At 69.0% G+C, this 7894-nt stretch carries 7 protein-coding genes and 1 pseudogene; 6 read left to right on the top strand and 2 right to left on the bottom strand.

The annotated features are described in order from the left end of the window. Nucleotides 1-150: 150 nt before the first annotated feature. From ACGFYH_RS37090 to ACGFYH_RS37065, 6 genes and pseudogenes are all read left to right on the top strand, one after another. Nucleotides 151-798, top strand: coding sequence for a class I SAM-dependent DNA methyltransferase (locus tag ACGFYH_RS37090; RefSeq protein WP_393807575.1), 648 nt, complete (start codon nt 151-153; stop codon nt 796-798). A 214-nt stretch (nt 799-1012) separates the two neighbouring features. Beyond that, on the top strand, nt 1013-2221 hold the full coding sequence (gene metK, locus ACGFYH_RS37085) for a methionine adenosyltransferase (RefSeq protein ID WP_393807574.1): 1209 nt from the start codon (nt 1013-1015) through the stop codon (nt 2219-2221). A 135-nt stretch (nt 2222-2356) separates the two neighbouring features. Beyond that, nucleotides 2357-3340: a carbohydrate kinase family protein gene (locus tag ACGFYH_RS37080; RefSeq protein ID WP_393807573.1), complete on the top strand. Its 984-nt coding sequence runs from the start codon at nt 2357-2359 to the stop codon at nt 3338-3340. Next, nucleotides 3337-4239 (top strand): methylenetetrahydrofolate reductase [NAD(P)H], encoded by a 903-nt coding sequence (metF, locus tag ACGFYH_RS37075; protein WP_393807572.1) that lies wholly within the window; start codon nt 3337-3339, stop codon nt 4237-4239. The genes ACGFYH_RS37080 and metF overlap by 4 nt, the downstream gene beginning before the upstream one ends. Further along, nucleotides 4229-4357 (top strand): annotated as a pseudogene (locus ACGFYH_RS37070) (adenosylhomocysteinase); the annotation flags it as partial. The gene metF and the pseudogene ACGFYH_RS37070, both read left to right, overlap by 11 nt. Before the next feature lie 375 nt (nt 4358-4732). Continuing rightward, nucleotides 4733-5137, top strand: coding sequence for a transposase (locus ACGFYH_RS37065; RefSeq protein ID WP_393807571.1), 405 nt, complete (start codon nt 4733-4735; stop codon nt 5135-5137). 152 nt (nt 5138-5289) lie between these two features. Here ACGFYH_RS37065 and ACGFYH_RS37060 read toward each other — a convergent pair whose 3' ends face one another. Together ACGFYH_RS37060 and ACGFYH_RS37055 are read right to left on the bottom strand one after the other, a co-directional pair. Beyond that, nucleotides 5290-6363 carry a beta-ketoacyl-ACP synthase III gene (locus tag ACGFYH_RS37060; RefSeq protein WP_393807576.1) on the bottom strand — a complete coding sequence of 358 codons (1074 nt, stop codon included), beginning with the start codon at nt 6361-6363 and terminating at the stop codon, nt 5290-5292. Between the two features lie 124 nt (nt 6364-6487). Further along, the gene (locus ACGFYH_RS37055) at nt 6488-7795 is read right to left on the bottom strand and encodes a wax ester/triacylglycerol synthase domain-containing protein (RefSeq protein ID WP_393807570.1); all 1308 of its coding nucleotides are present in this window, start codon (nt 7793-7795) and stop codon (nt 6488-6490) included. Between the last annotated feature and the right edge of the window lie 99 nt (nt 7796-7894).

The raw sequence follows: 7894 nt of genomic DNA, 5'->3' as shown, positions 1-7894 counted from the left end.
CGGGCGGAAGTCGTCCGTGACGGCATCCTGCCCGCTACACTCCCACCGCTCCACGTTCCCCCAGGTCAAGCCACGAAGTACTGCTGGAGTACTAGCGGCTCGGCAAGACCGTCCTGATCGTTTGGCATGTTCCGAAACGGAGGAAATCCCATGAGCAACTCCTTCTCGAACATCAAGCAGTCGCACGTGTTCTTCGACGACTCCCCCGGGCTCAAGAACTACTACGAGGACTGGGCGGCCCGGTACGACGTCGACCTGGCGGACCAGAAGTGGGTGGCACCGCGTGTCGCGGCCAACTTCGTCCACCTGCTCGCGTCCGCCTACGGCTCGCCGAACGCGACCGTGTTCGACGCCGGCTGCGGCACGGGTCTGGTCGGCAGCGTCCTGCGGACACTGGGCGACTACGTCATCGACGGCGTCGACCTGTCCGAGAACATGGCTGCCGAGGCGGTCAAGACCAACGCCTACCGGAAGGTCTACGGCGGCGTGGACCTCTCGGTGCCGCAGCGGGACGAGCGTCTGGACCTGTACGACATCGTGGTCAGCAGTGGAGTGTTCACGCTCGGCCACGTGCGTCCGACGGCCCTGTTCACGCTCATCGAGTACGCCCGGCCCGGTGGCCTGATCCTGGTCTCCACCCGCGGCAGCTATGCCACGGAGACCGGCTTCGAGGACTTCGCCCTGTCGGCCGAGGTCCGTGATCGGGCCGCTTTGGAGTCCAAGCTGAGGAACGCCAGCTACATCGCGGAAGAGCGGGCCGACTACTGGGTGTTCCGCAAGGCCGGGCCGACGCGCTGACGCGGGATACGCACCGCTGCTTCCGTCCGGGGCAGGCCGCACACCGGTGCCTGCCGGAGTTCCGTGGTTCCCAGCCCGGTGCGGGCGCCAACCCGCCCGCACCGGGCCGCGCGTCCACCGCCGGGGTCGCGTCGGAGGGGCCACGCCGACAGCGCGGTCCGCGTACCCCAGCCCGCCCCTCCTCACGTGTTCACTCACCACCGCTTGGAGTGTCATGTCCCGCCGCCTGTTCACCTCCGAATCCGTGACCGAAGGCCATCCCGACAAGATCGCCGATCAGCTCAGTGACACAGTCCTCGACGCGCTGCTCCGCGCGGACCCCGCCTCCCGCGTCGCGGTCGAAACCCTGATCGCCACCGGTCAGGTCCATGTCGCGGGCGAGGTGACGACGACCGCGTACGTCGACATCGCCACGCTCGTACGCCAGAAGATCCTCGACATCGGGTACGACTCGTCGGCCAAGGGCTTCGACGGAGCCTCGTGCGGGGTGTCGGTGTCGATCGGGGCGCAGTCCCCGGACATCGCGCAGGGCGTCGACACCGCGTACGAGAGCCGGGTCGAGGGCGACGACGACGCGCTGGACCGGCAGGGCGCCGGTGACCAGGGCCTGATGTTCGGCTACGCCTGCGACGAGACCCCGACGCTGATGCCGCTGCCTGCCGAACTGGCCAACCGCCTGTCGCGTCGGCTGACGAAGGTCCGCAAGGACGGTACGGTCCCCTACCTTCGCCCCGACGGCAAGACGCAGGTCACCATCGAGTACCTGGGCAGCCGGCCGCTCCGGCTGGACACTGTCGTCGTCTCCTCGCAGCACGCGCGCGACATCGACCTCGACGAGCTGCTCGCCCCCGACATCCGCCGGCATGTCGTCGAGCCCGTCCTGGCGGGGCTCGACGAGGACGGCATCAAACTGGAGACAGAGAGCTACCGCCTCCTGGTCAACCCGACGGGCCGTTTCGAGATCGGCGGCCCGATGGGCGACGCCGGCCTGACCGGCCGCAAGATCATCATCGACACCTACGGCGGCATGGCCCGCCACGGCGGCGGTGCCTTCTCCGGCAAGGACCCCTCCAAGGTCGACCGGTCCGCCGCGTACGCGATGCGCTGGGTCGCCAAGAACGTCGTCGCCGCCGGCCTCGCCACGCGCTGCGAGGTCCAGGTCGCCTACGCCATCGGCAAGGCCGCGCCGGTCGGCCTGTTCGTGGAGACCTTCGGCACCAGCACCGTCGCCGTCGAGAAGATCGAGGAGGCCATCACCACGGTCTTCGACCTTCGTCCGGCCGCGATCACCCGCGACCTCGACCTGCTCCGCCCGATCTACGCCCAGACAGCGGTTTACGGCCACTTCGGGCGTGAACTCCCGGACTTCACCTGGGAACGCACCAACCGGTCCGACGCGCTGCGCAAGGCCGCGAGGGGCTGACAACAGGGCGTCTGCTTCCCGCCCACCAGCCGGCGGTGCGCGGCCCCTCCCCCGGACCGTGCACCGCCTCTCTCGTGGCGCCGCCCCGGAGCCGCTTGCTCTCCGACCCTGGTCCCAGCATTCAAGGAGTACTCCGTGCGTATCGTCGTGACCGGATCGATAGCGACCGACCATCTGATGACGTTCCCCGGACGTTTCACCGATCAGCTGATCAAGGACCGGCTGGAACGGGTCTCCCTTTCGTTCCTCGCCGACCGGCTCGAGGTGCACCGCGGCGGTATCGCCGCCAACATCACCTTCGGTCTGGGTCTGCTGGGCCTCTCCCCGGTCCTCGTCGGCGCGGCCGGTGTGGACTTCGCCGAATACGAGACCTGGCTGCGCGAGCACGGTGTCGACACATCCGCCGTGCGGATCAGCGACCGCCTGCACACGGCGCGGTTCGTGTGCACCACCGACGAGGACCAGAACCAGATAGCCACCTTCTACGCCGGCGCCATGGCCGAGGCGTCCCGGATCGACCTCGCGTCGGTCGCCGCACGCCTCGACGGGCCGTCGCTCGTCCTGGTGGGCGCCGACGACCCCACCGCCATGCTCCGGCACACCGACACCGCCCGACGCCTCGGCATGGCCGTCGCCGCCGACCCCTCGCAGCAGCTCGCCCGCCTCGACCGAGAGCAGGCCCGTCGGCTGATCGAAGGGGCGCAGTGGCTGTTCACCAACGAGTACGAGGCCTCGCTGCTGATGGAACGCACCGGCTGGACGGAGCGGTACCTGCTCGACCAGGTCGGGACCTGGGTCACCACGCTGGGTGCCGAGGGAGTGTCCCTGGCTCTCTCCGGCACGCCCCGGCTGCATGTACCGGCCGTCCCCACGACCGGGGTCGCGGACCCCACCGGTGCCGGTGACGCCTTCCGGGCCGGCTTCCTCGCCGGCATCGCGTGGCAATGGCCGCATGAGCGGGCGGCCCAGCTGGGCTGCGCCCTCGCCACCACCGTGCTGGAGTCGGTCGGCACCCAGGAGTACAAGCTGCTGGCCACGGACCTGATCGCGCGCGTGGCCCAGGCGTACGGCCAGGAAGCGGCCCGCGCGGTCGAGCCACGGCTGGCGGAGGTGTCGTGACGCGGGAAGGCAGCGCGGTGCGCGACCTCCTCGACCGGGACCCGCCCTGCTTCTCCTTCGAGTTCTTCCCTCCGAAGACCGACGCCGGGGCACGGGCCCTGTGGCGGGCCATCCGCCGAGTGGAGGCACTGGCTCCAGCCTTCGTGTCGGTCACCTATGGAGCCGGCGGGTCCTCCAGAGGCCGAACCGTCGAGGTGACGAAACGGATCACGGCCGAGACGACGCTACGCCCCATCGCCCACCTCACCGCGGTGGGCCACTCGGTGACCGAGCTGCGGCACATCATCGGCCAGTACGCGGACGCCGGCGTCCGGGACGTCCTCGTCCTGCGCGGCGACCCGCCCGGAGGCCCGGGAGCACCGTGGACAGCACACCCCGACGGCTTCAGCCATGCCGTGGATCTTCTGTCCCTGGTGCGGCGGTCGGGCGACTTCGGGATCGGCGTCGCGGCGTTTCCCGAACGCCACCCCCGCTCGCCGGACTGGGAGAGCGACATCCGGCACTTCGTCGCCAAGTGCCGGGCCGGCGCGGACTACGCCATCACGCAGATGTTCTTCCACGTCGAGGACTACCTGCGGCTGCGCGACCGGGTCGCCGCGGCCGGCTGCGACACACCCATCATCCCCGCAATCATGCCCGCCACTGACATCCGCCAAGTCGGCCGCTTCGCCCAGCTCTCCGGCGCCTCCTTCCCGGACGGCCTCGCCCACCGCCTGGACCAGGCGCGCCACGGTCCGGCCGCCGGACACCGAATCGGTGTCGACCACGCCACCACGATGGCTGAGCGGCTCCTGGCCGAGGGAGCACCCGGACTGCACTGCATCACCCTCAACCGGCCCGCCGCCGTTCTCGACATCCACCGTAATCTCCAGACCGCAAGGAGCCCCAGTGTCCGCTGACTTCACAAACTCCAAGGTCGCCGATCTCTCCCTGGCCGCGTTCGGCCGCAAGGAGATCACCTTTGCCGAGCACGAGATGCCGGGCCTGATGTCGATCCGCAGGGACTACGCGGACGCCCCGGACGAGTGCAAGTAACCATACAGGTGGGTATAGTCTCTGTACGGCCGGAACCGCACTGCGCTCATCAGCCAAGACGTTCGGAGACGCCCGCATGAGGACACTGATGCAACTCGGATGGAATCTCCTGCGCGACTTCACATACGGGATCAACGCGGGACACGCGGTAAGGCATCGCGTACCGGTGCCTGCCCCCAGGCCTTGCCGACGAGCCGGCGCACGGTGACCAGCGCGGCCCAGACCGCGTGAGGCCGCCGGAAACGAAGGCGGGGGTTTCGTCCTGGCAGGCCCGGGCCAACGACAGAAACGATTTTGTCCTACGAAAGCAACGGGTTGATTCTTTACGGCTTCACCTGTTGAGGAACACCTTCCGGCATGCGGCCGACCCGCCAGGACTGGGACAAGATCGCCAAGACGCTCAAGCCCGTCTGCACAGCCACGAACGAGGCCGCCGCGACCGCGCGGTTCAGCGAGTTTCAGGAAGTCCGGGGCAAGGAGTATCCGGCGGTCATCCGGCTCTGGGAGAACGCCTGGGCCGAGTTCGTGCCCTTCCTCTCCTTCGACGTCGAGATTGACAAGTCATCTGCTCGACGAACGCCATCGAGTCCGTCAACGCCCCGCATCAGCAAGGCCGTCCGCGCCCGCGGACACTTCCCCAACGAAACCTCGGCCCTCGTCCCGCCCTGCACCGCAGCACGATGCTCACCCGCAGCGCCAGGAACTGCGCGGTCTTCGCTTGCCGCGCCCAGCGCGTCAGCTCCGCGCACTCAGCCTCGGTGAGGACCAGGTCCGGCTTGCGCCGGCCCGGTGGGATGAAGGGCGCGGCGACCTTGCACAAGACGAGGCCGCCGCGTCCGCATGAGTCGGGCCGGGCCGTGGTCGGCTCCATGGTCGGGACGACCACGGCGGCCCCGCGATGACGTAACAGGTGCTCAGGCAAGAGCCTGGAGGCCGATGGGCCACAGCAGCGTGGTGGCCGCCCAGGTGAAGCCTGCGCCGAAGGAAGTCACGACGACTCGTTGCCTGCCTTCCAGCTGCCCGTCGATCGCGGCGTGGCTCAGCAGCAGGGGGATGGAAGCCGCAGAAGTATTGCCGACGCGGGCGATGTTGGACGGTACGCACTCGGCCGAAATCTCCAGAGCGTCGGCCACTGCCGCGCTGATGCGTGCGTTCGCTTGGTGGACGATCAGCCTGTCAATGTCCTGCGCGGCCCAACCTGCTGCGGCGGCTGTCTCTCGAGTCACGTGAGTGATACGGCGCACCGCGTGACGGAGTACGCTCTTTCCATCCATCTGTACGTAGAGGTTCTCCAGGTCGGCGGCGGTACGCGCGGGGCTGCGGGAACCGCCGCCGGGGATGCAGATGGCATCCGCGTGCTCGCGGTCGCTCCCCCATGCGGGCGGTCCGAGGGTTCCGGATTCGCCGGAGTGTCCGGCCGTGAGCACGACCGCACCCGCTCCGTCGCCGAAGATCGGCGCGGTGGAACGGTCGGCGGGGTCGATGACGGCCGACATCTTCTCAGCCCCGATGACCAGTACAGTGCCGGCGGTTCCCGCGTGGATGAGCCCCGCTGCGACAGTCGTTGCGTAGACGAATCCCGAGCATCCTGCACCGAGGTCGAAGGCGGGCACTTGGCGCAGGCCGAGTCGGTGGGCCACCACCGGTGCGGTACCCGGCACGTGGTGGTCCGGAGTGGCGGTGGCCAGGATGACGGCGTCGACGTGCTCGACCTCCGCCGATCTCATTGCCCGGAGTCCTGCCTCCACGGCCAGGTCACTGGTGGCAGTCGCCGGATCGGCGATGTGTCGCTCGGCGATACCGATACGGGTGCGGATCCATTCATCTGTCGTGTCCAGGCGTGCTGCAAGGTCGGCGTTGTCTACCTTCCGTGGGGGCAGGTAGGACCCCAGGCCGATCAGCCGCGCGGCGGGCGCCGGCGACGGGGGCACGGCTTTACGTGCAAAGATCAACGGTTTGTCTTCTCTGTGCTTGCTTGTCGGCGTCACCGTCAACGGGGGTGTCTTCGGGAGGGGTGGACTGACCGCCTGCTCGTTGTGATCCCGCTGTCCCTGGCGTGCTGGCCCTCCGGCCGGTGTTGGCCGACGCTGTTGACTGGGGGTCGGGGCGCGACTAGGCCTCGGGCCCCGCGTGGGATCGGTCTTTCCGGGGGCGGGGACTCCGCTCTTGCGGACTCACGCGGTCGGGGGATGCTGCTGCCTGTTGAGCTACGAGGCTGACCAGTTCGTCCATGGTGGTCGGCTTCGCCAGCTCGTCTTCGGTGATCACGACGCCGAGGCGCTCTTCGAGAATCATGGACAGCTCGGTCACGGCCAGGGAGTCGATACCGGCTTCTTCCTGCGTCGCCTGACGCGTGATCGACTCGGCCGGCAGGTTGCCCTGCTGGACCAGGACGCCTTTGATGAAGTCGAAATCGATGACGACTGCGGTGTCACGGGCAGCGTCAGGTGCGGGGCGCGCCACGTCGGCGGGGCGCGCTTGCTTCGGTCGGTTGCCCGCGTGCGGGTCGGCGTCCGAGCGCGGAAGCTCGCTCACGGCGTCCTGGAACAGAAGGGCCAGCTCGTTCAGGCCGGGCAGAGCGGCGTCGGTGACGAAGCAGATGCTGGTCGTTCCGTTGTAGCTGCAGGCCACGATCGACGCCGGCTGGTGCCGGGGAAGCCAGGTGAAGGGCTGGAGCCGGGTGACGAGGTCCTGTCTGTAGCGCAGCGGCCGGTGGATGGCGAGGTAGGAGGTGCTGATGGTGGCCCGGTCGGGTGTGGTGAGCCGGGTCGCCAGAGCGTGGAAGGCACGTGCGGGGACGACGTCCATCACGGAACGCATGGCCTTGTGGCGGGCCGGGTCTTTCGTGGTGCGGGTGGCGGCGATGACGTGATCGAGGCGGCCTTCAGCTGTCGGTTCGTGGCAGGGCAGGGGCGCCGGTGCGAAGGTGAAGAAGTTCCCCGGTCGGTCGTGTTCCTCGGCACGGCGCAGGTTGACCATCTTGATCGCTGGGAGCGGCCTGTCGGCGCCGCGGGGCCAGGACTGTGCCGCCCACGTGCGCAGGGCTCCGCTGAGGGCGGCCAGGAAGCCGTCGTTCGTGTCGCCGCCGCGGGTGATGGCGGCTTGCCTCAGCCGCTGGGTGGGGACATCCGCCCAGTCGATGTCGCGGTGGCCGGTGAGGGGCAGCCCGGTGTCGTTCCAGGCGTTGTTGGCAGCACTTGCGGTCAGCATGCCGCGCATGGTGCTCAGGTAGGCTCCGGCGCCTGCCCGGGGCGCTGGGTGCGTCGTGGGCGGTGATGCGGTGCCGAACAGAGCGGTCAGGGTACCGATCAGGCCCATGCCGTCCTGGGTGCTGTGGTGCGCTCGCAGGCAGATGGCATAACGCCCCGGGGCGTACCCGGCCAGCAGCCAGATGTCCCACAGCGGGCCCGCGTCGGGCAAGGGGTGAGGTTCCCCCGCAGTGCGGGAGTGGCTGACTAGCTGGTCAGAGCGGGTTGACGTGGTTTCAGGTTCACTTGTTCGGTCGCTGCCTGGTCGGCG

It is taken from the genome of Streptomyces sp. NPDC048392, assembly GCF_043200575.1.
In the GTDB taxonomy this organism is placed as follows: domain Bacteria; phylum Actinomycetota; class Actinomycetes; order Streptomycetales; family Streptomycetaceae; genus Streptomyces.
The sequence above is the reverse complement of the archived record's forward strand: the minus strand, read 5'-3'. Positions and strand labels throughout refer to the sequence as shown.

What these genes read in the sequence shown, in the direction of transcription:
- metK (WP_393807574.1), top strand. Translation starts at nt 1,013, where the DNA reads ATGTCCCGCCGCCTGTTCACCTCCGAATCCGTGACCGAAGGCCATCCC.
- ACGFYH_RS37090 (WP_393807575.1), top strand. Translation starts at nt 151, where the DNA reads ATGAGCAACTCCTTCTCGAACATCAAGCAGTCGCACGTGTTCTTCGAC.
- ACGFYH_RS37065 (WP_393807571.1), top strand. Translation starts at nt 4,733, where the DNA reads ATGCGGCCGACCCGCCAGGACTGGGACAAGATCGCCAAGACGCTCAAG.